Genomic DNA, 25,309 nt, shown 5'->3' on the forward strand with positions numbered 1-25,309 from the left:
GAGGGCGGGCTTAGCCCTGCTCGATGCGGACCATGTTGCCCGCTGGGTCGCGCACGGCGGCGTCACGTGCGCCCCACGGCTGGGTGGCCGGCTCCTGGAGCACCTCGACCCCGGGGGCGGCCGCGACCTTCTCGAACGTCGCGTCGAGATCGTCGGAGCGGAACTGGACGGTGCGGAACTCGCCCTTCGCGAGGAGGGCCGCGAGCGCGTCGCCGTCCTCCTGCGAGCGGCCGGCGTGGGGCTGCGAGAGCACGATCTGGATCTCGGGCTGGCTCTCAGCGGTCAGGACGATCCAGCGGAAGCCACCGTTGGCCACCTCGTTGAGGACCTTGAGGCCCAGGGTGTCGCGATAGAAGGCCAGGGCGGCGTCGGGGTCGTCGACGAGGATGTGGACCGTGCTGATTGAGATAGTCATGAGACTGAGATTAGGCCGGTGCCGCCGCCGGCGCTTCTCCGAAACTGCTCTCTTCCACGGGCTTCCGGCCGGCGTCCTTGCGCGGGCGGGTCAGGACCATGGTCTGGCACCCGGGGACGCCCCGCAGCTCCTCATGGCTGCGGGCGCGGTACTGCGACGGGGTCTCTCCGACGAGCTCCGTGAACCGAGCCGAGAACGAACCGAGGCTCGTACAGCCGACAGCGATGCACACGTCGGTCACGCTCAGATCGCCGAGGCGCAGGAGGGCCGTGGCGCGTTCGATGCGGCGCGTCATGAGGTACGAGTACGGGGTCTCGGAGTACGCCTCGCGGAAACGCCGGCTGAAATGCCCGGCTGACATGAGCGCCGTGCGGGCAAGGGCGGGAACGTCGAGCGGCTCAGCGAACTCGCGGTCCATCCGGTCGCGGGCCCGCCGAAGCCGGCGGAGCTCGTCAAGGTCCACAGTCACAAGACCATTCTGCCTCGCGCCGCGGAGCGCGGTGCGTTGAATCGTCAGGCGAGCGCGAGCTGATCCTGCACGACCGACGCGAGCCGGCCCGCGATCGCCTGCGCCGTCTCGAAGTCGGCGGCCTCGACCATGACCCGGACCACGGGTTCCGTGCCCGACGGTCGGAGGAGCACGCGCCCCGTGTCTCCCAACTCGGCCTCGGCCGCCGCCACGGCGAGCCGCACGCCGTCGTCCGCGGTGACGCGAGCCTTGTCCACGCCCTTCACGTTGATGAGCACCTGCGGAAGCCGGGTCATGACGGAGGCGAGCTCCTTGAGGGGCTTGCCCGTCTTGGCGACCTGAGCCGCGAGCTGGAGTCCCGTCAGGACGCCGTCGCCCGTCGTCGCGTAGTCGAGGAAGATCACGTGGCCGCTCTGCTCGCCGCCCAGCGAGTAGTCGTTGGCGCGCATCTCCTCGAGGACGTAGCGGTCGCCGACGGCGGTCTCGCGGATCGCGATCCCGGCCTCGCGGAGCGCGATCTTGAGCCCCAGATTGCTCATGACGGTCGCCACGAGCACGTCGTCGCGGAGGCGGCCGTCCGCCTTGAGGGCGAGGCTGAGGATCGCCATGATCTGGTCGCCGTCCACGACCGTGCCCTCGTGGTCCACCGCGAGGCAGCGGTCGGCGTCGCCGTCGTGCGCGATGCCGAGGTCGGCACCGTGGGCGACCACGGCGTCCTGGAGCACGCCCAGGTGGGTCGAGCCGACGCCCTCGTTGATGTTGAGGCCGTCCGGCTCGGCCCCGATCACCACGACCTCGGCGCCCGCGTCCTTGAAGACCTGCGGCGAGCAGCCCGACGCCGCGCCGTGGGCGCAGTCGAGGACCACCTTGAGGCCCTCGAGGCGGTGCGGCAGCGTGGTGAGGAGGTGGACGATGTAGCGGTCCTCGGCGTCGGCGAAGCGGCGCACACGGCCGACGTCGCCGCCCGTGGGGCGAAGAGGTTCGTTGGCGAGCTCGGCCTCGATCTGGTCCTCGATCTCGTCCGCGAGCTTGTGGCCCCCGCGCGCGAAGAACTTGATGCCGTTGTCCGGGGCGGGGTTGTGCGACGCCGAGATCATGACGCCGAAGTCGGCATTGAGGTCAGCCACGAGGTACGCGGCGGCCGGCGTGGGCAGGACGCCCGCGTCGTACACATCGATGCCGGCGCTCGCGAGGCCTGCCTCGACGGCGGCGCTGAGGAATTCGCCGCTCGCCCGCGGGTCGCGGGCCACAACGGCACGCGGCCGCGCGCCGTCGAGAACTTGGCGGTGCCCGAGCACCACCGCGGCAGCCTGCGAGAGTCTGAGTGCCAGCTGGGCGTCAAGGAGGCCATTGGCCAGCCCGCGGACGCCGTCCGTGCCGAAGAGCCTAGTCATCGCCGTACAGTCTACGTGGACGCGCGAGGGTTCGGTCTCGGGGCCTTGTACCCGGGTAATATGCCCTCAAACTGGGGGGCCCTACTGGGGACTACTTGACTTCCTTCGAGGGGGTACTCGTTTTTCCCGGGGGCTATGGTGTGGCCCCGACTGCCGCCCCTACGGTGATCGCCATGATCAGCAGCGATGGGGAGCTCGCGATCGACGTCGTCGTTCCGGTCTTCAACGAGGAGCGCAGCCTTGCGCACTGCATCACGACCTTGGTCGCGTATCTCGACGAGGCGTTCCACGTTCCGTGGCGCGTGACCATCGCCGACAACGCGAGCACGGACGGCACCCAGGGCATCGGCGAGGTCCTGGCGAGGCGCCACGAGCGCGTCGTCTACCGCCGGCTCGCGGCCAAGGGCCGCGGCTACGCCCTGCGGGACGCGTGGGCTGCCTCGCCCGCGCAGGTGCTCGCGTACCTCGACGTCGACCTCTCGACCGACTTGGCCGCCCTCCCCCCACTCATCGCCCCGCTCCTCTCCGGGCATTCGGACGTCTCGATCGGCACCCGGCTGAGGCGCGATTCGCGAGTGGTCCGCGGCTCCAAGCGCGAGTTCATCTCGCGGACCTACAACGCCATGCTGCACGGCGCTCTCGGTGTCCGCTTCTCCGACGCGCAGTGTGGGTTCAAGGCGGTACGGGCCGACGTCGCGCGGGCTCTCCTGCCGCACGTCGAAGACAACAAGTGGTTCTTCGACACCGAGCTCCTCATCCTCGCCGAGCGGGCGGGACTGCGGATCCACGAGATCCCCGTCGACTGGACCGACGACCCCACGAGCTCCGTCGACATCACCCGGACTGCCCTCGATGACATGCGCGGCATCGTCCGCGTGGCGGGATCGCTCGCGCGGGGTAGGGTTCCGCTCGCCGCGATCTACGCCGAGCTGGGACGGCGCCCTCTAATGCCCGGGAGGGCGCCGTCCTTCTTCGGACAGGTGCTGCGCTTCGGCGCCGTCGGCGTGTTCTCGACCCTCGCCTTCGGGCTCCTGTACCTGCTCGCGCAGCCTCTCATGGGCGCGCAGCTGGCCAACTTCGCGTGCCTGCTCGTCACCGCGGTGCTCAACACCGCCGCGAACCGGCGCTTCACGTTCGGCATCCGCGGGCCGGAGAACTTTGGGCTCCAGCAGTTCCAGGGGCTCATCGTCTTCGGGCTCGCGTGGGCGCTCACCTCGTCTTCGCTCGCGGTGCTGCACGCTGGGGTGGCGCACCCGGGCGCCACGGCGGAGCTCGCGACGCTCACCGCGGCCAACGTCCTGGCCACCGTCCTGCGGTTCGCCCTCCTCAAGGCGTGGGTCTTCAGGGCGCGGACGACGGCGGCGCGGGGCGCGGGCGTGAAGCCTCGCCAGGCGCGGGCTGCTGAGGCGGCGTGATGGTGGCGGTGACCGAACTGCCTCGGCTCGCAGAGGTTCGGGGGACGGCCGGAGCCGTCAGCCGCCGCGAACACCTGCTCCTCGCCGCGATGCTGACGGCAACCTTGCTCTCTTACCTGGTGGGCCTAGACCACAACGGCTGGGGCAACCCCTTCTACGCGGCCACGGCCCAGGCCGGAGCACGTGATTGGACGGCCTTCTTCTTCGGTTCACAGGACTGGAACAACGTCATTACGGTTGACAAGCCTCCGCTGTCGCTGTGGCCCGTTGCGCTGTCAATTCGCCTCTTCGGCCTCAGCTCCTGGTCGGTGCTCGCGCCCCAAGCCCTCATGGGGACTGCCACGGTCTGGCTGCTCTGGGCGGCAGTTCGCCGTGTCTTCCCCGCGACCGTCGCCTTCGTCGCCGCGATCGTCTGTGCGACCGCCCCCGTCTTCTTCCTCATGAGCCGGTACAACAATCCGGAGCCCATGATGGGACTGCTGACCGGGATGGGACTCTACTTCGGCGTCCGGGCCGCGGAAGATTCCCGGTGGCGCTGGTTCCTGCTCATGGGGACCTCCTTCGGCCTCGCTTTCCTGGCAAAGCAGTTTCAAGGGCTCGTTCCCGTCCCCGCCCTCGGTCTCGCGATCCTCGTCTTCGGAACGGGGCGCCTCCGTGCGCGCCTTGCCCGACTGGCAGCGGCTGCCGGCACAATGATCGTGGCGGGCGGGTGGTGGGTTGCGATCGTCGAGCTCACGCCTGCTTCGGCTCGACCCTTTGTTGGCGGCTCGCTCACAAATAGCGTTGTCGAGCTGACGCTGGACTACAACGGTGCGGCACGGCTCTTGCAATTCCCCATGGCGGTCGGCGGCGGTCCGGCCACCTCCGACTCTGAGTTGTCTCCTTACGACGGCGGATTCGCCAGGCTTTTCAACGGAAACTTCGCGCCGGAGAACGCGTGGCTTCTGGCCACCGGCATCGCGGCGGTCTTCATCCTCGCGCTCTACGGCCGTGGGCTCGGCCGCCAGCTTCAGCGCGCCCTGATTCTTGCGGCGTGCGTGTGGTTCATGTCGGCTTGGCTCCTGATCAGCTTCATGGGCACGATGGTGCACTCGTATTACGCCTACAGTGTCGTGGCGCCGATGGCACTCGTGGTCGCGCTGGGCCTGCGGGCCGCGTGGATCCGGTCCGACGTGCTCGTGGGCCGCCTGTTCGGCGTGCTCCTGATGGGCGCAACCGCTTTCATGGGCATCCGCATCATGCAGTACAGCGACGCGTGGGGTTGGTGGGGACCGGGGACGCTGATCATCCTGGCGGCATCTGCGTCGGGCCTCTGGTTGCTCAAGGGCCGCCGGGCGCCTCAACCGCTCTTCTGGACGGTCGTGCTCGGATCGCTCATCGCGGGTCAGGTGGCGACCGACGCTTTCACCGCCACGTCGCAAGTTCAGGGCACCCAACCGCTTTCAGGACCGATCAGCAACGACCCCGACGCCATGTCGCGGCATCTTCTTGACATCAAGACGACCGGTCAGCCCGGCTGGGCTCCCCACGTCGCCTTCGGAGTCGCACCGTCAACGGACATGCTGCAGGTCTTCAGATCGGAAGGGAGCGGCACCGGCCGCTGGCTGGCTGCAACGTATCCTGCCCAGGACGCGGCCCTCACCCAGCTCACCACCGGTCGGGCGACCCTGTCACTCGGCGGTTGGCTTGGCCTCGACCCCGCGCCCACCCTCGACGAGTTCAAGTCCTGGACGCTCAAGGGCGACATCGAATTCTTTGTGGATCACCCCGCGATGAAGGCCTACGGATTGGGGCGGCAGGCCGAAGCCATCGAGGCGTGGGTTCGAGCCACCTATCGCGGCGAGAAGGTGAACGATGCTGTCGTCTACCGTCTCGACGACGCCCACCGGAAGTAGGCGGCCTGCACGCCTTGGGCCGCTTGAGGTCATCGCCGTGGTCGGCGTCCTGTCTCTCAGCGCTGGCCTCAACTTCTGGAACCTGAGCGCGAACGGTTGGGCCAACGCCTTCTACACCGCCGCCGTGCAGTCGGGGCTGCACAGCGGCGAGGCCTTCCTGTTCGGCTCGAGCGACTGGGGCAATGCGATCTCCGTCGACAAGCCGCCGTTGAGCCTGTGGCTCATGGGCGTCTCGGTCCGCATTTTCGGGTTCAACAGCTGGGGAATCCTCGTCCCACAGGCGCTCTTGGGAGTTGCCACGACGGCTCTTGTCTACTCCGTGGTCCGACGACGCGCGGGCGCCGCGGCGGCCCTCACGGCAGCGCTCATCTTCGCGACGACGCCTATCGTCGTGCTCCTGTCGCGGTACAACAATCCCGATCCCTTCCTGACCTTTCTCGTGATGCTCGGCCTCGCCGCCGCGCTGAGGGGGATCGAATCGCCACGAGTCCGATGGTTCCTGGTCGCCGGTGCCTTTCTGGGCCTCGGATTCTTGGCCAAGCAGTTCCAAGTCCTCCTCATCGCGCCAGCGCTGGCCAGCGCGGCGCTCTCAATGTCCCGGTCGACGTGGCGGAAGGCGCTGCTCAATTGCGGCGCAGCCATCCTCGCCTTCGCGGCGGTGGCGGGCAGCTGGCTTACGTTCGTCGATCTGACACCGGCCTCCGCCCGACCGTTCGTCGGAGGCTCCACAACAAACAGCCTCACCGAGCTAACCCTCGGTTACAACGGCGTCAACCGCATCACGAGCGCTGATGACTACGTCACCGGCCTCATTCCGCAACAGTTCGGCGGCGGCGGATCGGACGCCGGCCCGCTCCGGCTGTTCAACGCCAACTACAACCAGGAAGCGTCCTGGATCCTGCTGCTCGGGCTAGCGTGCGGAATCATGAGCGCATGGTGTCTCCGGCGCACGCGTGCCGGGGCACTCGCCCTCGTGTCCGCCGTGTGGCTCATCACGGTCTACTTGTTGCTGTCCTTCATGGGCCACGACATCCACACGTACTACACGATGAGCCTCGCACCGCCCCTCGCCCTGACCGTAGGCCTGGGGATCGAGGCTTTATCACTCGCCCCGCGTTCGAGAGGGCGGCGGGCGATCGTGGCTCTCGGAGTCGGACTCTGCGCTGTCGCGTCATGGCTGACACTTGGGTCGCTCGTGCCGATCGGACCGATGCAAATCCTCTCCGAAGCCGCTTTGGCTTGTGGACTCGGCGGCGCCGTTCTCACTGCCATTCCCCCGCCCCTTGGGTGGATCAATAAGGCGGCCGCCTGCTTGGTGGTCATCGGTCTCAGCCTCGGACCTCTGGCCACCGACTTCGCGACCCTCAACCGAGGCCAAACCGGCTCTAGCCCCGCATCAGGCTCTCTCACTGCAAGTCCTAGTTCAATGAGCCGATTCCTCGCCAGCCTGAGGAATAACGATCCGAAATGGGCGAGTGACCTGGCACTTGGAGCTTCTCCCCCAGGGCCTCTCGCGGAAAAATTGGCAGATTCCAACAGTTCCTGTCGCTGGACTGCAGCAACCTTCCCCGCGCAGACGGCCGCCAATTGGCAACTCGTTATGAATCGTCCGGTAATGCCACTCGGCGGCTTCTCCGCCAGCGATCCGTCGCCAACGCTCGACCAATTCGCCGAGGCGGTCGGCAGAGGATCGATCTGCTATCTGATTGATTACCCAGAAATGGATCCCATCATCAGCAAGCAGCCAACCATTTCATCCATAGTCGCCTGGGTACGAAGCACTTTTCCCCATGAAACCATCGACGGGGTGACAATTTACCACCTTAGCGGCTAGCCGACGGCCGAATCCTTGACCAATTGCCAACGGAAAGGCCCGCCCCGCAAAATGCGGAACGGGCCTCCCGTGAAGAACTGAGATCAGCGCTTCGAGTACTGCGGAGCGCGGCGGGCCTTCTTGAGACCGGCCTTCTTGCGCTCGACCACGCGGGCGTCGCGGGTCAGGAAGCCGGCCTTCTTGAGGGCCGGACGGTTGTTCTCGAGATCGATCCCGTTGAGCGCACGGGACACGCCGAGGCGCACAGCACCGGCCTGGCCGGAGGGGCCACCGCCGTGGATGCGAACGATCACGTCGTAGGCGCCCTCAAGGTCGAGGAGCTTGAACGGGTCGTTGACTTCCTGCTGGTGCAGCTTGTTCGGGAAGTAGTTCTCGAGGGTGCGGCCGTTGATCGTCCACTGGCCGGAGCCCGGGATGACGCGGACGCGGGCCACGGCCTGCTTGCGGCGACCGACAGCGGCACCCGCCACCGTCAGAGCGGGGCGCTCGCGCTTCGCGGTCTCGGTGGCAGCCGGGGTGCTCTCCGAGGTGTAGCTGGTCAGGTTCTCCTCGGCCTCAGCAGCCGGGTTGAGCTCGTCGTTCTGAGCCACAGTGTTCTCCTTGATGAATTCTTGGGTAGTGGCCAGGACTACTGGGCAACCTGGGTGATCTCAAAGGTCTTCGGCTGCTGAGCCGTGTGCGGGTGGTTCGGACCCGCGTAGACCTTGAGCTTGGACATCTGCTGATCGGCCAGCTTGTTCTTCGGGAGCATGCCCTTGATAGCCTTCTCGACCGCGCGCACCGGGTTCTTCACGAGGAGCTCGGCGTAGGTGACGCTGGTCAGACCGCCCGGGAATCCGGAGTGGCGGTAGGCACGCTTCTGGTCGAGCTTGGCGCCCGTGAGGGCCACCTTGTCGGCGTTGATGATGATGACGAAATCGCCCATGTCCATGTGGGGCGCGTAGGTCGGCTTGTGCTTCCCGCGCAGCAGCGTTGCGGTCTGGCTGGCAAGACGACCAAGGACCACGTCAGTGGCGTCGATGACATGCCACTGGCGGTCGGCATCGCCGGGCTTCGGAGTGTACGTACGCACAGTAATTGCCTTCGTTCTCGGTCTTTGTAGGCGCCGTGAGGTGCACCTGTGTACTTCGGTGCGTTACCGGAGAAGAGGTGAGGGCTCTACAGACCAGTCATCCCTGAGCCTCGAATGTGCCGGCGAGCTGGTGAGTCCTGCAACTGGACACCCGACGGACACGTCCCATCGAGGTAGGACACGCACAACGACTATCAAGAGTACCCCGGGCCAGCGGGTGGGGTCAAAGCGGGTAGCAAGTAGTCCGCGCCCGCCAGCACACAGTACGGCCCATGAGTACTCGGCCTGCTAGCCAAGTAGCGACCGTAATGGGGGCCGTAAAAGACGAGTACCGATACGGATGGTGGGCCTCGGTCGCATATGGGACTTTTGTTGTGGCCGGTACCCGAGGCACTTCAAATGGGGGTCATCGATTTGGTGCCGGACCCACCTCTCAAGAAAAGGAAATACCATGAACGCTCTCCTGGTCTCGCTCATGACTTTCTGGAACGACATTACCGATCGCTCCGATCGTGAAAAGGGCGCAACGGCAACGGAATACGCACTGCTCGTCGGCCTCATCGCGCTCGTCATCATCGCCGGCGTCACCCTCTTCGGCGCCAACCTGCAGACCTTCTTCAGCAGCCTCGGGTCGAGGGTCGGCACCTGGTGAATAGCGATCTCGATCGCATCGCCGCATATCAGGAATGCGATCGCGATCGAGGCGCAACGGCAACAGAATATGCATTGCTCGTTGGCCTTATCGCGCTCGTCATCATCGCGGGCGTCACCCTCTTCGGCGCCAATCTCCAGACGTTCTTCAGCGGTCTGGGATCTACCGTCGGAACGTGGTGACACGTCCGGGGTGGGCGCCCACAAGGCGCCCACCCCACCACCAACTCTGCACTGGACCCATCTTTGGAGGTCACGATGCGTTCCATGAAGCGCCTGCGAGAGCGCGGGGCCGTGGCCGTCGAGTTCGCGTTGGTCGTCCCCTTCCTGCTTCTGATCATTGTCGGAATCGTCGAGTTCTCGCGGATCTACAACGTGCAGATCACCCTGAACCAGGCGGCCAGGGAAGCCTCACGGTCCATGGCCATATCTGACGACACCTCAGTCGCTCAGAGCCAAGCGATCGTGGCGGCGCCGGGCCTATCGCCCGCGCTGTCAGCGTCCAATGTGGCGGTCACGCCCTCTTCTGGCACGTGCACGAACGGTGCCGAAGCGAACGCGACGATCACCTACCAGCTCACGACCTTGACCGGGTTCTTCGGCCAGTCGGTGACTCTGACTGGCAAGGGGGCCATGCGATGCGGCGGCTGATTCCACGGGACGGCCGCGAACGGGAGAAGGGCGCGGTTGCGGTCATGGTCGCGATCCTGGCTGTGGTGCTCATCGGCGTCGGAGCCATCGCGGTGGACATGGGACGCATCTACAGCAAGCGAGCGGAACTGCAGAATGGAGCGGACGCGGCCGCTATGGCAATTGCCAACACGTGCGCCCGCTACATCACATCAACGGGATGCAACACCGGTGTAGCGCCCGGGGTCCTAGCGCAGCTGTACGCCCAGGACAATTCACTGACATCGACGGCGAACGTCCAACCGCCCATCATCGACACAACTGCCGGCACTGTGACTGTTACCACGAGCGTCAAGGAACCCAGCGGCAACAACTCGCTGACGCTGTTCCTTGCGAAAGCCCTCGGCATCTCGAGCGCACAGGTGGGCGCAACGGCAACGGCCCAATGGGGATTCCCCACGAGGGGACGGTCGATCCTACCGCTCGCCTTCGAGGCCTGCGAGCTCAACGTCAACAGCTCGTCCGCGACCCCCGTCCCCCAGAAGATCATCACGCAGGGCGGAGGCAGTCCCGACTGCAACGGGTTGAATTCATCCAACCAGACGGTTCCTGGTGGCTTCGCATGGCTCACGCCCACGGGGCCGGGTCCCTGCGAGCTCGACGTGGGAACGGGCGACTGGATCCAGACCAGCACTGGCGCGAGCATCCCGGCCGGCTGCGGGTATTTGTTCAACCTGAGCGACCCCAACAACGTCTTCGGCCACACAGTCGCCATCCCGGTCTACGACGACATCAGAGGAACCGGGAACAACGTGTACTACCACATCAAGCAGTGGGCGGGCTTCCATGTCCTGGGCTGGAAGTTCCCCAGCAACCAGGCGGGCCCGCCCGTCTGGAACGGGTCGGAGAAAGGCATCTACGGGTACTTCGAAGGCTTCTCCACCGATCCCTCCACCTTCAGTGGCTTCACGATCTCCCCGGGCCCACAGGGCACGCTCTGGACCGTGAGGCTCATCAAATAGCCGCCTTCCGCGACGGCATCCGATCACCTAAGGAGTCACCGTGAGGACCCGCCTACTGGGAGGCGTGGCTGCACTGATTGTCGCAATCATCGGCACCGTCCTTCTTCTTACCTACGTCAACGGCGCAGATCGCCGCGCGCTCGCCAACGTCGAAACCGAGGACGTCTACGTCGTCCAAAAGACCATCCCCACGGGGACCCCGGCAGCCAGCGTCAGTGACTACGTGGCGAAGAAGCCGATCCCCAAGTCCGCGATTCCAGCGGATCCCATCACGGATCTGTCGGCAATCCAGGGGAAGGTTGCCTCGACCGCCCTCCAGCCCGGCGAAGAACTCCTCACGAGTCGCTTCGTCGATCCGACTGCGCTGCAGTCACCGGGCCGGGCAGCTGTGCCGGCCGGCATGCAGGAGGTCACGCTCCGACTTCCCGCCGAACGCGTCGTGGGCGGAAGTGTCGCGGCGGGAGACACCGTTGGGATCGTCATTTCCTTCCCGAAGGAGGACGGGCTTCCCGCCCAGGTCCAGATGACCTTCAACAAGGTACTTGTCACCGCTGTCCAGCTGCCAAGCGGAGCTCTCGCCCAGAGCTCGACACCGACGCCGCAGCCAAGCCAAGGCGGAGGATTGAGCGGTGGTGGGCCGAGCGCTCAGGCCGCGGGCGACTTCCTTGTGACGGTCGCGCGCCCGGCTTCAGACGTCGAGCGCATCGTCTACGCGCAGCTCAACGGCACGATCTATCTCACCAAGGAACCCGCTTCGGCCACCGACAGCAACTCGGCCCCGATCGATCGGACGAAGGTGCTCCGATGAGCCGCTTCGTCCTCGTGACCGCGCAACCGGAATTCGACGAACGGATTCGCCTTGCCGCAGCCGGCCTTCCGGGCACCCTCCAAGCGTTCCGCGCTGGCTATCTGCCGTCGACGATCGACGACATGTTCAGCCACCTCGTCGGGGAGCCTCTCGAGGTGCTCGTCCTCGGACCGGATCTGCCCTCGACGGACGTCCTCAATTTCGCAGCCGCCGTCGACGTCCGTTCTCCCCACGTGAGCGTCATGTACGCAGCGAACGCGTCGCCCGAGCTTGCGCTCGCAGCCATGCGTTCCGGTGTGCGCGACCTCGTGACCCCTGAGGCCGACGTCGAAACTCTTCGAGTCCACCTCGAGCAGGCCGCCATGGCTGCGTCCTACCGTCTGTCGAGCACTGCCCCCGCGACGACGGTTGGATCCTCAGACCGCCCGAATCAGGGCCGAGGGCGAGTCATTACCGTCATGTCGCCGAAAGGCGGGGTCGGAAAGACGACGATCGCGACCAACATTGCGGTCGGCCTCGCCAAGACGTCACCGCTTTCGGTTGTGATCGTGGATCTCGACCTCCAGTTCGGAGACGTGGCAAGCGGCCTCATGATGAAGCCCGAGAGCTCCATCGTGGAAGCCGTCAACGGCCCGATGGACTCTATGTCGCTCAAGACCTACTTGGTTCCCCACCCGACCAAGCTGTACGCGCTTTGCGCGCCCCTGAATCCAGCCGATGCCGATCGGGTCTCGGCCGAACAGGTGAGCGACCTGGTCGCACGGCTGGCCGCGGAGTTCCAATACGTCGTCATCGACACGTCGCCCGGTCTGGGCGAGCACGTCCTGGCCGCGCTAGACCAGGCCACCGACGTGGTGTGGGTCTGCGCCATGGACCTCCCGAGTGTCAGAGGCCTCAGGTCCGGTCTCGAGATTCTCAGCGAACTTGACATGCTCCCGGAGAACCGGCACGTCGTGGTCAACATGGCGGATCGGAAGTCTGGGATCACGGTCCAGGACATTGAGGCGACCATCAACATCCCGGTCGACGTCATCCTGGCTCGGTCCAAGTCCCTTCCACTTTCCACGAACAGGGGCGTTCCCGCCCTGCAGGACGGCCTTCGCAGTACCACAGTGAAGGCGCTCCTGAGCCTCGTGGAGCGGTTTAAGCCCACGTGGCAGGACCGCAACCACCGCCAGACGCACCGAAGGGTGGTATTCCAGTGAGCCTCAGTGATCGCCTGCAAGGTCGTCGCAGCGGCGCCGTTCCACCAGGCCACGCCGAGAGCGATCAGGCCCAGGAAACAGCGTCGTCACTTCCCGCCCCTCCCGAGTGGGCCCCATCTGTGACGGCCGAGGCCAGTGCTTCGACCTTGAGTGTCCGTCTCAACGCTCACGTCGCTGCCGAGAACGAATCCCGCCTCGCTGGCCACGAACCGACGGGCAGCGTGCGCGCAAGCCAAGCGCTCCGCGAGCTCAAGGAGAAGTCGACCGTCGAGCTCTACGAGCGCGTCGGAAGCAGAATTACCGATTCGACACTCAACGAGGCCGATCTTCAGGACTTTGTGCACACGGAGCTCAGAGCGGTTGTCGCCGACCAGCAGGTCCCACTCACATCGAGCGAGCGGGAGCGCCTCATCAACGAAGTCATGGACGACGTCTTGGGTCTCGGTCCACTCCAGCGATATCTGGAGGACCCGAGTGTCACCGAGATCATGGTGAACCGAGCAGACCAAGTGTACATCGAGCGCGGGGGGCGTCTCCAAGCAACGGAGACAACGTTCACCTCCGAGGATCAGCTGCGCCGAGTCATCGAGCGCATCGTGTCTCGGGTCGGGCGTCGGGTCGACGAATCATCACCGCTAGTCGATGCCAGGTTGACCGACGGCTCGCGCGTGAACGCCATCATCCCGCCGCTTGCCGTCAATGGGGCAGCACTCACGATCCGAAAATTCTCGCGGGACGCACTGACGGCAGAGAAGCTCATCGAACTCGGGTCGCTGAGCGGCGAGATGTCCGAGCTGCTCCGAGCCTGTGTCGAGGCAAGAATGAACGTCATCGTCTCGGGGGGTACCGGCACCGGGAAGACAACGCTCCTCAACGTCCTGTCCTCGTTCATTCCCTCGACGGAACGTATCGTGACCATCGAAGACGCCGTCGAACTCCAGCTGCAGCAGGATCACGTGGTTCGTCTCGAAAGCCGGCCGCCCAATATCGAGGGCAACGGCGCCATCACGATCCGAGACCTCGTCCGAAACTCATTGCGCATGCGGCCAGACCGCATTGTGGTCGGCGAGGTGCGTGGCGGGGAGACCCTTGACATGCTCCAGGCCATGAACACCGGCCACGACGGCTCGCTGTCAACGGTGCACGCCAACTCGCCGCGCGACGCCATCGCCCGCCTCGAGACCCTCGTCCTCATGGCAGGCATGGATCTGCCCCTGAGGGCGATTCGCGAGCAGGTGGCCTCCGCAGTCAACCTGATCGTCCACCTCACGCGCTTGCGCGATGGCACTCGACGCGTCACCCACGTCACCGAGGTCCAGGGCATGGAAGGCGACATTGTGACATTGCAAGACGCCTTCCTGTTCGACTTCTCTGCCGGAGTCGATGCCAACGGTCGATTCATGGGGAAGCCCATCCCGACCGGAGTCCGCCCGCGCTTCACTGAGCGGTTTGCAGATCTTGGCATCAAGATCAACCCCGCGATCTTCGGCCAACAGTTTGCGAGGAGGTAGGCACCATGGACTCTGCCTTCTTGCTCGTCACAGGCCTCGGGGCCATCTACGCGGCGCTGGGCACCTTCGTCGTCCTCGTTCTCAGGTCCCATCGGGCGGTACCGCTGACCCGACGCCGGCCGGACACTCAAGACTCGGCATCCGCCCTTTCAAAGATCACCGAAGGCGCCGTCGGGGCGATCAACAAGAGCCTCCAAGGGCGCCAGCTCGGCCTCATCACGGCAGACAAGTTCGAGCAGGCGGGTCTCAGGATCCGGGCTGCTGACTTCCTCCTCATGTGCGGGGCCGCGCTCTTCGCCGCAGGCCTCATCGGCTTCGTCCTCGGTGGTCTCGTCGTCGGCCTGCTCGCGGCGGTGGTTGCGCCCGCGATCCTCCTTATCTGGCTCAACCTCAAGGCGTCCCGACGGCAGTCGAAGTTCGCTGATCAGCTCCCCGACATGCTCACCATGCTCGCCGGCAGCATGCGCGCAGGGCACAGCCTGCTCCGTGCCGTGGACGGCGCGGCTGACGAGTCGGAGGCGCCGATGGGGGAAGAGCTTCGCCGTGTAGTGAACGAGACGCGAATTGGCCGCGACCTTGTCGAGTGCCTGCTCAATGCTTCGGCCCGGATGAAGAGCCAGGATTTCCTCTGGGTCGCTCAAGCCATCGAAACGCAGCGGGAGGTCGGAGGCAATCTCGCCGAGCTTCTCGAAAACGTCAACGAGACGATTCTCGACCGCGCCAAGCTTTCACGTCAGGTCAAAGCACTGAGCGCAGAAGGGCGAATGTCTGCGGGCGTCCTCGTCGCCTTGCCGATCTTCATGCTGGTGGTGATCTGCTTCATGAACGCGAGCTACGCTGCGACCTTCTTCACGACCGTTCCGGGCTGGATCATGCTCACCGCAGTCGCAGTAATGCTTGCGGTCGGCACCTTCTGGCTCAGCCGAATCATCAAGCCAAAGTTCTGAGGGGTCACCAATGTCCATCATCGCGATTGGGGCGATCGCCGCAATCATCGCCCCTTTGAGCTACTTCACCTGGTCCCTCGTCGGAGCCGACCGCGGCATTCGAAGAGCGATCGAACAGAATCTTGGCCTTACACAGCCGGCGCAGAGGACCTCATCCACGTCGCTTCCAGACGCCGTCACGAGTGCAGCGCGCCGCATGACCTCGAAGCGATACACCGCCTGGCTGGACCAGAAGCTCGCCGGTGCCGGGAGACCCAAGAGCTGGCCGCTCAATCGGGTCCTGATCGTCAAGCCGATGCTGGCCTTCGGGTTTTTCGTGGTGGGCCTCGCTGTCGCCTTCCGCGACCCAGGACCTCAAACGTTCTTGATTGTTGCTGGAGTGTCGCTCATCGCGTACTTCATCCCCGATGCCCTTCTCCACAGCACCGCCCAGAAGCGCAGATCGGCGATGCAGATCTCACTGCCCAACATGCTCGACCAGATGCTCATCTCGGTCGAAGCTGGCGTTGGGTTCGAGGCCGCGATGGACCGCGCCGCGCAGAACAGCACGGGACCCCTCGCGGACGAATTTGTCCGCACGCTCCAGGACATCCAAGTGGGGCGGCCGCGCCGCGAGGCCTATCTCGATCTTGCGCAGAGGGCGGCGTTCCCGGAGCTCCGCTCGTTCGTTCGGTCGGTGGTTCAGGCCGATCAATATGGCATCGCGATCGCCAACGTCCTTCGGGCACAGGCGCGGGAGATGCGACTCAAGCGCCGCCAACGCGCGGAGGAACACGCTATGAAAATCCCGGTGAAGATCCTCTTCCCGCTCGTGTTCTCGATCCTCCCGGCGCTCTTCGTGATCATCCTTGGCCCGACCGTCATGAATATCGTCAAAGTGTTCTCGTAGGAAAGAGGACTGTCGTGGACAACTTAGAGGACCCGTCGCGGAAGAACTCCGACCGCGGCGCAACAGCCACCGAATACGCCGTCCTGTGTGGCTTCATAGCCTTGGTCATCGTCTTCGGGGTTGCTGCGTTCGGGACCGCACTCGGCGACTACTACAACCATCTCGTCGCCGGGGTGCAGGCCACCCTCCGCGTGCTGTGACACGTCCCTCGCATGCGCCCAGGGCCCGCCGGCCCGAGGCTCCACAGTCTGGGGTCCTCTCCTGGTACCCAGAGCCGGGAGGGGACCTCGCCCTTCGTGGGATGGGACACCTGCCGAACACTTCGCTCGGCGCGGCCCTCGATCCCGGGCGAAACTCGCTCAACGCCCTCCGCCTCCTCTTTGCCGGCGCGGTCATCGTTTCCCACGCGTGGTGGCTTGGGGGGTATGGCCCGGAGCCGTCCCTCTACGGGATCAAGCTCGGCACGGCAGGGGTCATGGGATTCTTTGCTATCTCTGGATACCTCATCACCCTCAGCGCCCAGCGCTCCCGGTCGGTCGGTGAGTTTGCCCTCGCGCGCCTAACCCGCATTTTCCCCGGGCTGATCGTAGCGGCGATGGCAACAGCCTTCGTCGCCGCCCCCCTCGGCGCACTCCTGACGGGCGGCCGATGGGACCTCGGAGGCGCGCTCGGCTTCCTCGGCGCCGCCTTTGGATTGCTGCTCGGCGTTCTCCCCACACCTCCGATCGGGACCACCCTCCAAGGCAACCCCGATGCGCTTGATTGGAATGGGCCGCTCTGGACCCTCACCTGGGAGATCCTCAGCTATGTCGTGATCGCGGTCGTGGTCTTGGCCGCGCGCCGCCTGCGAGGCGGAAATCCTGCTGCCGCAACGGCCTTCCTGTTTGCCGCCGTCACGGCGGGCGTCGGAATGACGCTCCTGCGCGGCGGGTTTGGCCCCGCGAGATCGGATTTCGCCCTTCCGCTCATGGCGTTCTTCCTTGCCGGCGCTTTGCTCGCGCAGTTCCGAGGGCGAGTACCCGTCGGCGTGCTTCCGCTTGCCGTCGCCGTTCCCATCGCGTGGGCGTCATTGGCCTCAAGCCTGGCACCGATTCTCGTCCCCTTGCCGCTTGCCTACCTCGTCCTCTGCCTTGGCTCGCTCCGCGCCTTCTCTCGGATCGGCTCTCGCTTCGACGTCTCCTACGGCGTCTACATCTACGGATGGCCCGTCCAACAGCTCCTGGCTGCAGCGCACGGGCCGATATCCTTCCCGGCGCTCGGCTATGCAGCGCTTGCTCTGGTCGCCGTGTGGCCCCTCGCATACTTGAGTTGCGTGCTCATCGAGCAGCCGGCGCAGCGATGGCGCCGGAACTGGATCCGACGCCGACCAGCGGCAGTTTAGATTCCTGCAACTTCCCCAAGTTTTCCGCAGCACAACCCAAGCATTTCCCCACATGCCACGGACTTCAGCAGGCTTCCCCAAGCTTCGCCCCAGAAACGTACCCGCGGCATGCGGAGGCTCCTACCTTCGATAGTGGAGCTGGCAGTCGGGCCAGCCGACATTCCCCACACAGGAGCCAGACACCATGCTTTCTCTCATCGCCTCCCTCCACGTCCTGGGCATCAAGACCAAGGAGCGCCTCCTCTCGGGCGAGAAGGGCGCCACCGCCGTCGAGTACGGCATCATGGTGGCCCTCATCGCCGTCGTCATCATCGTCGCGGTGACCCTCCTCGGCGGCAACCTCAAGACGATGTTCAACAACGTCGCGACCCAGGTTCCCACCACCGCTCCGTGATCCGCGGCAGGATCCGCCCCGTGATCCGCAAGGTGTCCTCGGGCGAGAAGGGCGCCACCGCCGTCGAGTACGGCATCATGGTGGCCCTCATCGCGGTCGTCATCATCGTCGCGGTGACCCTCTTGGGCGGCAATCTCAACGCGATGTTCAACAACGTCGCCACCTCGGTTCCCACAACCGCTCCGTGATCCGCGCCTCGTGCCCGGGCCCGGCATACCGCCGGCCCGGGCACGGCAGCGAGCAGAACGCTTGAACCACCAGGAGTCCCCATGACCGCCCAGCACCGCGAGCGCGGAGCAGCCGCAGTCGAGTTCGCGCTCGTCCTGCCGGTCCTGCTTCTCCTCGTGATGGGCATCATCGACTTCGGCCGGGTCTTCAGCGCACAGCAGACTCTCACCTACGCGGCGCGGGCGGGAGCACGCGTCATGGTGCTGCAGAACAGCCAGAGCGCCGCGATCACGGCCGCCCAGAACGCGGCCTCGCCGCTGGCCCAGATCCCGTCGTCGGCCTTCGCGGTCTCCCCATCAACGTGCTCGGCGGGGACGCAGGTGACCTTCACCGTGAACTACACGGTGACGGGCACCGGCTTCTTCGGAAACTTCCCACTCACAGGAACGGGGGTCATGCTGTGCGGCGGCTGATTGAAACGAACGACGGCGCCCTGCACCGCGAGCGCGGTGCCGTCGCCGTGGTCACGGCGCTCCTCCTGACCGTGCTGCTCGCCGTGGGCGCGCTCGCGGTCGACGGCGGGATGCTCTACGCGAAGCGCGCCCAGCTGCAGAGCGGGGCGGACGCGGCGGCGATCGCGGTCGCTCAGAAATGCGCCAAGTCGCTCACGGATCCCCAGTGCTCTGCGACGTCTACGCTCGCAACGTCCTTGGCGCAGTCGAACATGCAGGCCAACCAGGCGGGCATCGCCTCGCTCACGGTCAACACGACTGCGCAAACGGTCACGGCCACCACGCAGCCCCTCCAGCCGGGAATGCAGCCCGGTTCGGTGTCGCTGTTCCTCGCCCAGACGCTCGGGTTCCGGAGCGCCACCCTCGGCGCGACGGCCGCGGCCGCGTGGGGAAGCCCCAGCACCGGCATCGCTCCCTTCCCGCTCGCGTTCTCGGTCTGCCAGGTCACCGGCCAAATCGATGGCGCGGTCCAGCTGCTCGAAGACCACGGGAGCGGTGCCAATCCGAGCTGCAACTACGTCCCTTCCGGACAGGTTGTCCCGGGTGGCTTTGGCTGGCTCGTCCAGAACCCGAACCAGTGCGGCGCAACCATCAACATCGCTCAGTCCGAGGGCGGGAGCAACCCGGGAAACAGCGCACCGTCGAACTGCAACGCCGTCCTCGCGCAGTGGGTCTCGACCCTTCAGTCGGGTCAGCGTGCCATCGTGCTCCTCCCGGTCTTCACCGCGGTCACTGGTACCGGAAGCTCCGCGATCTACACGCTCGCGGGATTCGCCGCGTACAGCGTCATCGGCTGGAACTTCGGCGCCACAAGCACAACGAACCCGAACAACTCGTACAACAACCAGTCCCCCAACGGTTCATCCGCCCTGAGCTGCACAGGCAACTGCCGCGGTATCATCGGCCAGTTCGTCACGTACGTCGCCTTGGACAACTCGTATCAGGTCGGTCCCTCGACCCCCTTCGGGGCCACGATCGTGCGCATGACCCAGTAATCACCCGCCCCTCCCCCAGATCTTCCCCAGCAAAGTAGGAGCATCGTGAAGTCCAGACTCGTTGCCGGCGCCGCAGCCCTCGTTGCGGCCATCATCGGCGTGGTTCTGGTGATCTCGTACGCCAATGCCGCCGATTCCCGCGCCCAGGCGGGCATGAAGCCCACCGACGTCCTTGTCGTCACCAAGGCGGTGCCGCAGGGCACCACGATCGACAAGCTCGGCGACTCGGTGCAGCTCAAGACGCTGCCGGCCGAGGCGATCGCCCCCACGGCGCTCCATTCGCTCGACGGCATGTCCGGAAAGGTCGTCTCGACGGCCCTCCAGCCCGGCGAGCAGCTCCTCTCGGACCGCCTCGCGGATCCCAGCAGCCTCACGGCTCCCGGCACGGTCCCGGTCCCCGCAGGCCTGCAGGAGGTCTCGTTCCAGCTCAGCCCGGACCGCGCGGTGGGCGGGCGCCTCCAAGCGGGGGACCTGGTCGGGATCTTCCTCTCCTTCGACCACGGCGCGGTGTCCTCAGGCGGCCCCGAAAGCACGGCCCTCGTCTACCACGTGGTGCTCATCACGAACGTCCAGGGCGCCCAGACGGCCGACAACTCGAGCTCATCCTCGAGCAAGCCGGCCGCCGCGCCGCTCATGATCACCGCCGCCGTGACCGACGCGCAGGCCACGAAAATCGTCTTCTCCGCCCAGTACGGAACCATCTGGCTGAGCAAGGAGCAGGCCAGCTCCCCGCAGGGCAACTCGGGCACGATCGACCGATCGAAGGTGTACCAATGAGCCGCTTCGTCCTCATCTCCCCCAGCGCCGACTTCGCCGAGCGCATGCGGGCAGCGGTCGACGGCGCCCTCCCGGGCGGCGTCTACACCGTCGCCACCGAGGAACTCCCCGAGCAGCCCGAGCAGATCTTCGCGCTCCTCGGCGGGATGCGCCCCGCCGTCGTCGTTCTCGGCCCGGGCGTGCCGCTCGACGGCGCGCTCCGGCTCGCCACCGTGTTCGATGTCCGCTTCCCTGACGTCGCGGTACTGCTCGCGGCCGATGCCGACGCCGACCTCATGCTCCAGGCCATGCGGGCTGGCGTGCGCGACGTCGTGTCCCCCGGCGTCGAGCCTCAGCAGCTCAGGGTCGTCCTCCAGCGCTCGGTCCAGCTCACGGAGGGCCGGCGCAGCGACACCGAGCCCGCGGAGGGCGGCGCGCGCCGCGGCCGCGTGATCGGGGTCTTCTCACCCAAGGGTGGCGTCGGCAAGACGACGCTCGCCACGAACATCGCTGTGGGCCTCGGCAAGACGGCGCCCATGAACGTGGTCATCGTCGACCTGGACCTCCAGTTCGGAGATGTCGCGTCGGGGCTCGACCTCGAGCCCGAGCACACAGTGACGGACGCCGTGACCCGGGCGGCGGCCCAGGACTCGATGGTGCTCAAGGCGTTCCTCACGCTGCACCCGGCCGGGATCTACGCACTCTGCGCGCCCCGGGACCCGATCGAGGCGGACGGCATCGAGGCCGAGCAGGTGAGCCGGCTCATCCGCCAGCTCGCGGACCAGTTCGACTACGTCGTGGTCGACACGGCGCCCGGGCTCGGCGAGTGCACGCTCGCCGCGCTCGAGGAGTGCACGGACGGCGTGTGGGTCACGGGCATGGACGTGCCCGGGGTCCGGGGCCTCCGGTCGAGCCTCGACGTGCTCGGCCGTCTGGGCCTGCTCCCCGAGGCCCGCCACCTCGTGCTCAACATGGCCGACCCCAAGGCTGGCCTGAGCGTCCGCGACGTCGAGGCCACCGTGGGTGTGCCTGTGGACGTGAGCGTGCCCCGCTCGCACACGATTTCCTACTCGACCAATCGCGGCGTGCCCGTACTCCAGTCGCCTCGCCGAGGCGACAAGGCGAGCTCGGCACTCGGCGAGGTCGTCGATCGATTCACACCGGAAGGCGCCGCCCGTCTGCGCCGTCGACTCCACCGGAGGGTAGTGGTCTCGTGAAGCTCTCAGAGCGCGTCAACATCGTAGAGGGCCGGCCGGCCGGGGCCCACGCGGCCCCGGCCCCTCCGCTGCGCCGTCCGCCGTCGCCGTCATTGAGCCCCGGCCGCGGCCGCGCCAAGCGCCCAGACGCTCGCCGGGAAGGCCGCCGCGTCCGGCCCCGCCGCGCCCCGCACCCTGCCCACGGACGCCCTCGCGGGCCTCAAGCAGCGCGCCGCCACGGCGTTCTTCGAGCGCATGGGCTCGCGCTTCAGCGACTCCGGCGCCACCGAGGAGGAGCTGCGCACGGCGGCCCGCGAGGAGCTGACCCAGGTCATCGACGAGGAACGCGTGCCCCTGAGCGCGGCCGAGCGCTCTCGCCTGCTCCGCGACATCGAGGACGACGTGCTCGGCTACGGGCCCCTCCAGCGCCTTCTCGACGACGAGGAGATCACCGAAATCATGGTCAACCGCCACGACCAGATCTACGTCGAGCGCAAGGGCCATCTGGTTCACTCGGGCCTGCAGTTCACCTCAGAGGCACAGCTCCGTACGGTCATCGAGCGGATCGTCTCCCGCGTAGGCCGCCGCATCGACGAGTCCTCGCCCCTCGTCGACGCGCGCCTCGCGGACGGCTCACGCGTCAACGCGGTCATCCCGCCGCTCGCGGTCGGCGGTTCGTCACTCACCATCCGCAAGTTCGGCAAGGTCCCCCTCACGGTCCGCGATCTCATCAGCTTCGGAACGCTCACGCCGGAGATGGCCGAGCTTCTCGAGGCGTGCGTCAAGGCCAAGCTCAACATCATCGTCTCGGGCGGTACAGGCACGGGCAAGACGACGCTCCTGAACGTGCTCTCCTCGTTCATCCCGGGCGACGAGCGCATCGTCACGATCGAGGACGCCGTGGAGCTCCAGATCCAGCAGGACCACGTGGTGCGCCTCGAGAGCCGACCGCCGAACACCGAGGGCAAGGGCCAAGTGACCATCCGCGACCTCGTCCGGAACTCCCTCCGCATGCGCCCCGACCGGATCGTGGTCGGCGAGGTCCGAAGCGGCGAGTCGCTCGACATGCTGCAGGCCATGAACACAGGCCACGACGGCTCGCTCTCGACCGTGCACTCGAACTCGCCGCGCGACGCGGTCGCGCGGCTCGAGACCCTCGTCCTCATGGCGGGCATGGACCTGCCACTGCGCGCCATCCGCGAGCAGATCGCCTCCGCCGTGAACCTGATCGTGCAGATCTCGCGCCTGCGCGACGGCACGCGGCGCATCACCCACGTCACCGAGGTGCAGGGCATGGAGGGCGACGTCGTGACGCTCCAGGACGCTTTCGTGTTCGACTTCGGCGCGGGGGTGGACGCCACCGGCCGCTTCATCGGCAAGCCGGTGCCCACGGGGGTCCGCCCACGCTTCCTCGAGCGCTTCGAGGACCTCGGAATCCATGTCCGCCCGAACGTGTTCGGTGCGGCGATGATGCCTCAGGAGCACCCATGGAAATAATGCTCGGCTGCGGCCTCATCCTGGCCGGCGGCACGGCGGGCGCGGTCCTCGCGCTGCGGCCCGGCCAGCGCACGCTCCCGGCGTCGCGCCGTCGTCCGGCCGTGGTGGGCCAGGGCTCGGCGTTCGGCCGCGCCGCCACGAGCGCCGCGGACGGGCTCCAGGGCTGGCTCACCACGCGCCGCCTCGCCCTCGTCTCCCCGGAGCAGCTCGAGCTCGCGGGGCTGCGCTTGCGCCAGGCGGACCTGCTTCTGCTCGTCCTCGGCGCCATGGCGGTCTGCGTGGTGATCGGACTCGTGTTGGGGAGCCTGGGCCTCGGCCTGCTCCTCGCGGTGCTCATGCTGTTCGTCCCGCGCGTCGTGGTGCGGTTCCGGATCTCCTCGCGCCGGAAGCGGTTCGACGACCAGCTCGCCGACACGCTCCATCTCCTCGCGGGCGGCCTCCGCGCTGGCCACAGCATCCTGCGGGCCATCGACGCGGCCGCGGCGGAGAGCCCCGAGCCGACCGCCCAGGAGATGCGCCGGATCGTGCACGAGACGTCCCTGGGCCGCGACCTCCTCGCGTCCCTCGAGGACACGGCGGAGCACATGGACAGCCAGGACTTCGTGTGGATCGCCCAGGCGATCCAGATCAACCGCGAGGTGGGCGGCAACCTCGCCGACGTCCTCGACCAGGTCAACGAGACCATCCGCGAGCGCAGCGAGATCAAGGGCCACATCGCGGCGCTCGCCGCCGAGGGCAAGTTCTCCGCCTACATCCTCATGGCGCTGCCGTTCGGGATCGTCCTGCTCCTCATGCTCGTCAACCCCTCGTACATGACCGTCATGTTCACGAACCCCATCGGCTGGGCGATGATCGCCGCCTCGGCGATCCTCATGACGATCGGCGGCCTCTGGCTGCGCAAGATCATCGCCATCAAGTTCTAGGCAGGAGCCATGTCCATTCCTCTGCTCGCTGCACTCCTCGTGTCAGTCGCCGTCGCGACCCTGTGCTGGTCGCTGCTCGCGGTGGACCGGCGCGCGGCGCGGGCCATTCGCACGAACCTCGGGCGCGGCATCGCGGCCGGGCCTGAGGTCGAGTCCGGCTCGGGCGTCACGGACCTCCTCGAGCGGCTCGCACGCCGCCTGACGCCGGACGCGTACGTCCGCCGGCTCGACCGGCTCCTCGCCCTCGCGGGGCGTCCGGCCTCGCTCCCCCTCGGCCGGCTCCTCGCCGCGAAGCCCGCCCTCGGGGCGATCGGCGCAGCGCTCGGCGGGCTCATCCTCTCCACGAGCTCCGACGCTCTCATCCGCCTCGTCGCCCTGTTCGTGATCGTCCTCGGCTACATGCTGCCGGACCTCATGCTGTTGAGCCGCGGCATGGAGAGGCAGAAGACCATCCAGACCGATCTCCCGAACACGCTCGATCAGCTGCTCATCTCGGTCGAGGCCGGGCTCGGGTTCGAGGCCGCCTTGGCCCGGGCCAGCTCGACGGGACGGGGTCCCCTCGCCGAGGAGCTCGTGCGCACGCTCCAGGACATGCAGGTGGGCCGTTCGCGCCGGGAGGCCTATCTGGGTCTCGCCGAGCGCACCACGGCGTCCGAGGTGCGCAGCTTCGTCCAGGCCATCGTGCAGGCGGATGCCTATGGCATCGCGATCGCGCGCGTGCTCCGGGTCCAGGCGAAGGCGATGCGAGTGCGCCGCCGCCAGCGCGCGGAACAGCAGGCCATGAAGCTCCCGGTCAAGGTGCTGTTCCCGCTGCTCTTCTTCATCTTCCCGGTCCTCTTCATTGCAATCCTCGGGCCGGCGGTCATTAATACCATTGCTACTCTCTCGGGACGGTAGTGTTCATATGAATCTCAAGGAGACGGTCATGGCAGGCGGATCCACGGCGGAGTGCCCGGACCATACCGCGCCGCTCGTCGATCCAGCCGCGCTCGGCCTGCTGGCCGAGGACGTCGGCCCCGCCTCGGCGGCGGGTTTCGCCCGGGACTTCGCGGCGATGTGGCCGCGCCGGCGCGCAGCCATCGATCTCGCGCTCGGATGCGGCGACTTCGACGCCGCGCTCGAGGCGGCCCTGAGCCTGCGCACCTCGTCCGTCATGGTGGGCGCCACGCGGCTCGCGGGACTCGCCTTGCGCGTCGAAGCAGCACTTCGAGCGAACGACGGCGCCGCGGCGGCACAGCTGTTGGCCCCGGTCGCCCGCTGCGGCGACCTCACCGCGGCCGCGCTCCGCGAGAGCGCGGCAGGCCCGGGGCTGTTCACGGCCTAGGTGTAC

At 66.8% G+C, this 25,309-nt stretch carries 29 protein-coding genes; 24 read left to right on the forward strand and 5 right to left on the reverse strand.

The features are described from left to right. Positions 1 to 10: 10 nt before the first annotated feature. The 3 genes from ACOKR1_RS15535 to glmM all read right to left on the reverse strand — a co-directional run bounded on the left by ACOKR1_RS15535 (position 11) and on the right by glmM (position 2,278). Positions 11 to 415 (reverse strand): VOC family protein, encoded by a 405-nt coding sequence (locus ACOKR1_RS15535; protein ID WP_422933864.1) that lies wholly within the window; start codon positions 413 to 415, stop codon positions 11 to 13. Positions 416 to 425: 10 nt separating this feature from the next. Next, entirely contained in the window at positions 426 to 833 is a 408-nt protein-coding gene (locus ACOKR1_RS15540) for a helix-turn-helix transcriptional regulator (protein WP_422936665.1), read from the reverse strand. A gap of 95 nt (positions 834 to 928) precedes the next feature. Continuing rightward, positions 929 to 2,278 (reverse strand): phosphoglucosamine mutase, encoded by a 1,350-nt coding sequence (glmM, locus tag ACOKR1_RS15545; RefSeq protein WP_422933865.1) that lies wholly within the window; start codon positions 2,276 to 2,278, stop codon positions 929 to 931. A 173-nt stretch (positions 2,279 to 2,451) separates the two neighbouring features. Here glmM and ACOKR1_RS15550 point away from each other — a divergent pair, with 173 nt between their 5' ends. The 3 genes from ACOKR1_RS15550 to ACOKR1_RS15560 are packed head-to-tail and all read left to right on the forward strand — an operon-like array spanning position 2,452 to position 7,422. Next, positions 2,452 to 3,693 (forward strand): glycosyltransferase, encoded by a 1,242-nt coding sequence (locus ACOKR1_RS15550; RefSeq protein WP_422933866.1) that lies wholly within the window; start codon positions 2,452 to 2,454, stop codon positions 3,691 to 3,693. Continuing rightward, on the forward strand, positions 3,693 to 5,588 hold the full coding sequence (locus tag ACOKR1_RS15555) for a glycosyltransferase family 39 protein (RefSeq protein ID WP_422933867.1): 1,896 nt from the start codon (positions 3,693 to 3,695) through the stop codon (positions 5,586 to 5,588). Before ACOKR1_RS15550 ends, ACOKR1_RS15555 begins: the two co-directional genes overlap by 1 nt. A 37-nt stretch (positions 5,589 to 5,625) precedes the next feature. Continuing rightward, positions 5,626 to 7,422, forward strand: a complete 1,797-nt coding sequence (locus ACOKR1_RS15560) for an ArnT family glycosyltransferase (RefSeq protein WP_422933868.1) — start codon at positions 5,626 to 5,628, stop codon at positions 7,420 to 7,422. An 83-nt stretch (positions 7,423 to 7,505) separates the two neighbouring features. Here ACOKR1_RS15560 and rpsI read toward each other — a convergent pair whose 3' ends face one another. Together rpsI and rplM are read right to left on the reverse strand one after the other, a co-directional pair. Continuing rightward, positions 7,506 to 8,012, reverse strand: coding sequence for a 30S ribosomal protein S9 (gene rpsI / locus ACOKR1_RS15565; protein ID WP_422933869.1), 507 nt, complete (start codon positions 8,010 to 8,012; stop codon positions 7,506 to 7,508). A 38-nt stretch (positions 8,013 to 8,050) separates the two neighbouring features. Then, positions 8,051 to 8,494: a 50S ribosomal protein L13 gene (gene rplM, locus ACOKR1_RS15570; protein ID WP_422933870.1), complete on the reverse strand. Its 444-nt coding sequence runs from the start codon at positions 8,492 to 8,494 to the stop codon at positions 8,051 to 8,053. A gap of 451 nt (positions 8,495 to 8,945) precedes the next feature. On the opposite strand from rplM, the gene ACOKR1_RS15575 reads away from it, so the two are divergent. From ACOKR1_RS15575 to ACOKR1_RS15675, 21 genes are all read left to right on the forward strand, one after another. Then, complete coding sequence (locus ACOKR1_RS15575) at positions 8,946 to 9,146, forward strand: Flp family type IVb pilin (RefSeq protein WP_422933871.1); 201 nt, start codon at positions 8,946 to 8,948, stop codon at positions 9,144 to 9,146. Beyond that, a complete protein-coding gene (locus ACOKR1_RS15580; RefSeq protein ID WP_422933872.1) occupies positions 9,143 to 9,328 on the forward strand; it encodes a Flp family type IVb pilin in 186 nt (61 codons plus the stop codon). Before ACOKR1_RS15575 ends, ACOKR1_RS15580 begins: the two co-directional genes overlap by 4 nt. Before the next feature lie 111 nt (positions 9,329 to 9,439). After that, positions 9,440 to 9,796, forward strand: coding sequence for a TadE/TadG family type IV pilus assembly protein (locus tag ACOKR1_RS15585; protein ID WP_422933873.1), 357 nt, complete (start codon positions 9,440 to 9,442; stop codon positions 9,794 to 9,796). Beyond that, positions 9,784 to 10,797: a TadE/TadG family type IV pilus assembly protein gene (locus ACOKR1_RS15590; protein ID WP_422933874.1), complete on the forward strand. Its 1,014-nt coding sequence runs from the start codon at positions 9,784 to 9,786 to the stop codon at positions 10,795 to 10,797. The genes ACOKR1_RS15585 and ACOKR1_RS15590 overlap by 13 nt, the downstream gene beginning before the upstream one ends. Before the next feature lie 64 nt (positions 10,798 to 10,861). Continuing rightward, positions 10,862 to 11,605 carry a Flp pilus assembly protein CpaB gene (cpaB, locus tag ACOKR1_RS15595; RefSeq protein WP_422933875.1) on the forward strand — a complete coding sequence of 248 codons (744 nt, stop codon included), beginning with the start codon at positions 10,862 to 10,864 and terminating at the stop codon, positions 11,603 to 11,605. Continuing rightward, positions 11,602 to 12,810: an AAA family ATPase gene (locus ACOKR1_RS15600; RefSeq protein ID WP_422933876.1), complete on the forward strand. Its 1,209-nt coding sequence runs from the start codon at positions 11,602 to 11,604 to the stop codon at positions 12,808 to 12,810. The genes cpaB (ACOKR1_RS15595) and ACOKR1_RS15600 overlap by 4 nt, the downstream gene beginning before the upstream one ends. 146 nt (positions 12,811 to 12,956) lie before the next feature. After that, positions 12,957 to 14,321 (forward strand): CpaF family protein, encoded by a 1,365-nt coding sequence (locus tag ACOKR1_RS15605; protein WP_422933877.1) that lies wholly within the window; start codon positions 12,957 to 12,959, stop codon positions 14,319 to 14,321. A gap of 5 nt (positions 14,322 to 14,326) precedes the next feature. Continuing rightward, positions 14,327 to 15,268, forward strand: coding sequence for a type II secretion system F family protein (locus tag ACOKR1_RS15610; protein WP_422933878.1), 942 nt, complete (start codon positions 14,327 to 14,329; stop codon positions 15,266 to 15,268). Positions 15,269 to 15,278: 10 nt separating this feature from the next. Beyond that, complete coding sequence (locus tag ACOKR1_RS15615) at positions 15,279 to 16,157, forward strand: type II secretion system F family protein (RefSeq protein WP_422933879.1); 879 nt, start codon at positions 15,279 to 15,281, stop codon at positions 16,155 to 16,157. 14 nt (positions 16,158 to 16,171) lie between these two features. Beyond that, positions 16,172 to 16,357: a Flp family type IVb pilin gene (locus ACOKR1_RS15620; RefSeq protein ID WP_422933880.1), complete on the forward strand. Its 186-nt coding sequence runs from the start codon at positions 16,172 to 16,174 to the stop codon at positions 16,355 to 16,357. 101 nt (positions 16,358 to 16,458) lie between these two features. Further along, entirely contained in the window at positions 16,459 to 17,538 is a 1,080-nt protein-coding gene (locus ACOKR1_RS15625) for an acyltransferase family protein (protein ID WP_422933881.1), read from the forward strand. Between the two features lie 184 nt (positions 17,539 to 17,722). Beyond that, on the forward strand, positions 17,723 to 17,932 hold the full coding sequence (locus tag ACOKR1_RS15630) for a Flp family type IVb pilin (RefSeq protein ID WP_422933882.1): 210 nt from the start codon (positions 17,723 to 17,725) through the stop codon (positions 17,930 to 17,932). 20 nt (positions 17,933 to 17,952) lie between these two features. Then, positions 17,953 to 18,120, forward strand: a complete 168-nt coding sequence (locus tag ACOKR1_RS15635; protein WP_422933883.1) for a Flp family type IVb pilin — start codon at positions 17,953 to 17,955, stop codon at positions 18,118 to 18,120. Positions 18,121 to 18,201: 81 nt separating this feature from the next. Then, positions 18,202 to 18,573 (forward strand): TadE/TadG family type IV pilus assembly protein, encoded by a 372-nt coding sequence (locus ACOKR1_RS15640; RefSeq protein WP_422933884.1) that lies wholly within the window; start codon positions 18,202 to 18,204, stop codon positions 18,571 to 18,573. After that, the gene (locus tag ACOKR1_RS15645) at positions 18,561 to 19,607 is read left to right on the forward strand and encodes a pilus assembly protein TadG-related protein (RefSeq protein WP_422933885.1); all 1,047 of its coding nucleotides are present in this window, start codon (positions 18,561 to 18,563) and stop codon (positions 19,605 to 19,607) included. Before ACOKR1_RS15640 ends, ACOKR1_RS15645 begins: the two co-directional genes overlap by 13 nt. A 45-nt stretch (positions 19,608 to 19,652) precedes the next feature. Beyond that, entirely contained in the window at positions 19,653 to 20,384 is a 732-nt protein-coding gene (cpaB, locus tag ACOKR1_RS15650) for a Flp pilus assembly protein CpaB (protein WP_422933886.1), read from the forward strand. Further along, the gene (locus tag ACOKR1_RS15655; protein ID WP_422933887.1) at positions 20,381 to 21,580 is read left to right on the forward strand and encodes an AAA family ATPase; all 1,200 of its coding nucleotides are present in this window, start codon (positions 20,381 to 20,383) and stop codon (positions 21,578 to 21,580) included. The genes cpaB (ACOKR1_RS15650) and ACOKR1_RS15655 overlap by 4 nt, the downstream gene beginning before the upstream one ends. A gap of 174 nt (positions 21,581 to 21,754) precedes the next feature. Further along, complete coding sequence (locus ACOKR1_RS15660; RefSeq protein ID WP_422936666.1) at positions 21,755 to 23,056, forward strand: CpaF family protein; 1,302 nt, start codon at positions 21,755 to 21,757, stop codon at positions 23,054 to 23,056. Next, positions 23,047 to 23,979, forward strand: coding sequence for a type II secretion system F family protein (locus ACOKR1_RS15665; RefSeq protein WP_422933888.1), 933 nt, complete (start codon positions 23,047 to 23,049; stop codon positions 23,977 to 23,979). Before ACOKR1_RS15660 ends, ACOKR1_RS15665 begins: the two co-directional genes overlap by 10 nt. 9 nt (positions 23,980 to 23,988) lie before the next feature. Beyond that, positions 23,989 to 24,876, forward strand: a complete 888-nt coding sequence (locus ACOKR1_RS15670) for a type II secretion system F family protein (protein WP_422933889.1) — start codon at positions 23,989 to 23,991, stop codon at positions 24,874 to 24,876. Positions 24,877 to 24,904: 28 nt separating this feature from the next. Continuing rightward, entirely contained in the window at positions 24,905 to 25,303 is a 399-nt protein-coding gene (locus ACOKR1_RS15675) for an Hpt domain-containing protein (RefSeq protein ID WP_422933890.1), read from the forward strand. Positions 25,304 to 25,309: the final 6 nt, after the last annotated feature.

The sequence above is a fragment of the Sinomonas sp. P47F7 genome (genome assembly GCF_049332655.1).
Taxonomy (GTDB): Bacteria; Actinomycetota; Actinomycetes; order Actinomycetales; family Micrococcaceae; genus Sinomonas.

Coding starts and splice junctions, on each gene's coding strand:
- ACOKR1_RS15555 (WP_422933867.1), top strand. CDS start 3,693: ATGGTGGCGGTGACCGAACTGCCTCGGCTCGCAGAGGTTCGGGGGACG.
- glmM (WP_422933865.1), bottom strand. CDS start 2,278: ATGACTAGGCTCTTCGGCACGGACGGCGTCCGCGGGCTGGCCAATGGC.
- ACOKR1_RS15630 (WP_422933882.1), top strand. CDS start 17,723: ATGCTTTCTCTCATCGCCTCCCTCCACGTCCTGGGCATCAAGACCAAG.
- ACOKR1_RS15670 (WP_422933889.1), top strand. CDS start 23,989: ATGTCCATTCCTCTGCTCGCTGCACTCCTCGTGTCAGTCGCCGTCGCG.
- ACOKR1_RS15640 (WP_422933884.1), top strand. CDS start 18,202: ATGACCGCCCAGCACCGCGAGCGCGGAGCAGCCGCAGTCGAGTTCGCG.
- ACOKR1_RS15625 (WP_422933881.1), top strand. CDS start 16,459: ATGGGACACCTGCCGAACACTTCGCTCGGCGCGGCCCTCGATCCCGGG.
- ACOKR1_RS15665 (WP_422933888.1), top strand. CDS start 23,047: ATGGAAATAATGCTCGGCTGCGGCCTCATCCTGGCCGGCGGCACGGCG.
- ACOKR1_RS15575 (WP_422933871.1), top strand. CDS start 8,946: ATGAACGCTCTCCTGGTCTCGCTCATGACTTTCTGGAACGACATTACC.
- ACOKR1_RS15675 (WP_422933890.1), top strand. CDS start 24,905: ATGGCAGGCGGATCCACGGCGGAGTGCCCGGACCATACCGCGCCGCTC.
- ACOKR1_RS15535 (WP_422933864.1), bottom strand. CDS start 415: ATGACTATCTCAATCAGCACGGTCCACATCCTCGTCGACGACCCCGAC.
- ACOKR1_RS15540 (WP_422936665.1), bottom strand. CDS start 833: ATGGACCGCGAGTTCGCTGAGCCGCTCGACGTTCCCGCCCTTGCCCGC.
- ACOKR1_RS15655 (WP_422933887.1), top strand. CDS start 20,381: ATGAGCCGCTTCGTCCTCATCTCCCCCAGCGCCGACTTCGCCGAGCGC.
- ACOKR1_RS15600 (WP_422933876.1), top strand. CDS start 11,602: ATGAGCCGCTTCGTCCTCGTGACCGCGCAACCGGAATTCGACGAACGG.
- ACOKR1_RS15615 (WP_422933879.1), top strand. CDS start 15,279: ATGTCCATCATCGCGATTGGGGCGATCGCCGCAATCATCGCCCCTTTG.
- ACOKR1_RS15590 (WP_422933874.1), top strand. CDS start 9,784: ATGCGGCGGCTGATTCCACGGGACGGCCGCGAACGGGAGAAGGGCGCG.
- ACOKR1_RS15550 (WP_422933866.1), top strand. CDS start 2,452: ATGATCAGCAGCGATGGGGAGCTCGCGATCGACGTCGTCGTTCCGGTC.
- ACOKR1_RS15610 (WP_422933878.1), top strand. CDS start 14,327: ATGGACTCTGCCTTCTTGCTCGTCACAGGCCTCGGGGCCATCTACGCG.